General features: G+C 49.8%; 1 protein-coding gene. It reads left to right on the plus strand.

From position 1 onward, the window contains the following. The first annotated feature begins 418 nt into the window (after nt 1-418). Nucleotides 419-1444: an HTH-type transcriptional repressor PurR gene (purR, locus tag J5224_RS26625; protein ID WP_264628173.1), complete on the plus strand. Its 1026-nt coding sequence runs from the start codon at nt 419-421 to the stop codon at nt 1442-1444. Nucleotides 1445-1735: the final 291 nt, after the last annotated feature.

The following is a 1735-nucleotide window of genomic DNA, read 5'->3' on the forward strand; positions in this document are numbered from 1 at the left end:
ATGACATTTTCAAATCAGTATTCATTCTATCTCCTTGAAACACAGAAACGCGTGGAAATTGCCGCCGCATTGGATGCCACATTGTTTTTGCACGCCAATCGCCGCAGCACAATGACGCCAAGAAGGTATTGTTACACAATTTATAGGGAAAATCTCCGATCCCGGCTGCACTAATTATATCAATTATCCCTTTCACTTTCGCGGCAAATCAGCCAGAATTCGCAGTTTACCGTGCGCTGCGTCGGTGTCCGAACACGTCATCTTCAATGGGATCAATGCGTCCCCTTTAGGTACAAAGTACGTCGGCAGTCTCCTTCTGATATCCTGTTTATTCCATCAGAAAGAGAACATTACGCAAAAGCAAACGATTAACAAACTATATACTGCCGTAACAAGTAGGTTCAGGAGTCATTTTTAGATGGCAACGATCAAAGATGTGGCAAAGCGTGCTGGCGTTTCAACTACAACCGTCTCTCACGTCATCAACAAAACACGTTTCGTCGCCGAAGAGACCAAAACGGCCGTGCGGGAAGCCATCAAGGAATTACACTACTCCCCGAGCGCAGTAGCGCGGAGCTTAAAGGTCAACCACACCAAATCCATCGGACTGCTCGCCACCTCGAGCGAAGCACCCTACTTCGCAGAAATCATCGAAGCGGTTGAAAACAGTTGTTATGCCAAAGGCTACACCCTGATTCTGTGCAACTCGCACAATAACCTGGAAAAACAGCGAGCCTATCTTTCCATGCTGGCGCAAAAACGGGTCGATGGCCTGTTGGTGATGTGTGCGGAATATCCGCCCGAACTGTTGGGCATGTTGGCGGATTATCGCAGCATTCCCATGGTGGTGATGGATTGGGGTCAGGCACACAGCGATTTCACCGACACCATTATTGACAACGCCTTTGAAGGCGGATACCTGGCTGGCCGATACCTGATTGAGCGCGGCCACCGCGACATCGGTGCCATTCCCGGTATTCAGGAACGCAACACCGGCAGTGGGCGTTATCTGGGTTTTCTCAAAGCCTTGCACGAAGCGGATATTACGGTACGCGATGAGTGGGTTGTTCAGGGCGATTTTGAACCGGAATCCGGCTATAAAGCCATGCACCAGATTTTGGCGCAGAAACAGCGCCCGACCGCCATTTTCTGCGGCGGCGATATCATGGCGATGGGCGCTATCTGCGCGGCAGATGAGCTAGGGCTACGTGTACCGCAAGATATTTCCGTGATTGGCTACGATAATGTTCGCCATGCGCGTTATTTCACGCCGGCCTTGACCACCATCCACCAGCCCAAAGAGCGTTTGGGTCAATCTGCCTTTACCATGCTGCTCGATCGCATCACCAGCAAGCGCGAAGATGCACAGGTGATTGAGGTTCATCCGACCCTTATTGAGCGGCGTTCCGTGGGTGATGGTCCGTTCCGCGACTATCGCCGTTAATGTTTAAGACGATTTTCTTATAATATATTGATTTTTATATTCTTCATGGCTGCATCAATCAATTTCGACTTGTCCTCTGATTGAAGCAGTCATACACTGTTTTTCATTCGGACAATATCCCTACACTTATCCTTATTACAAAAAGCGCAGAATTGCGTATCAGGATACGTGCCCCTACGTGCTACCACGTACCGGCTTTGACTCTTCATTCCCTCTGGGTATCCAGAGAGTAGACGATGGATGTTATGCCTGCTGCCACTGTGCAACGGGCAAGCATAAACGGCTGCGCAC

The organism is Candidatus Symbiopectobacterium sp. NZEC135 (assembly GCF_025962695.1).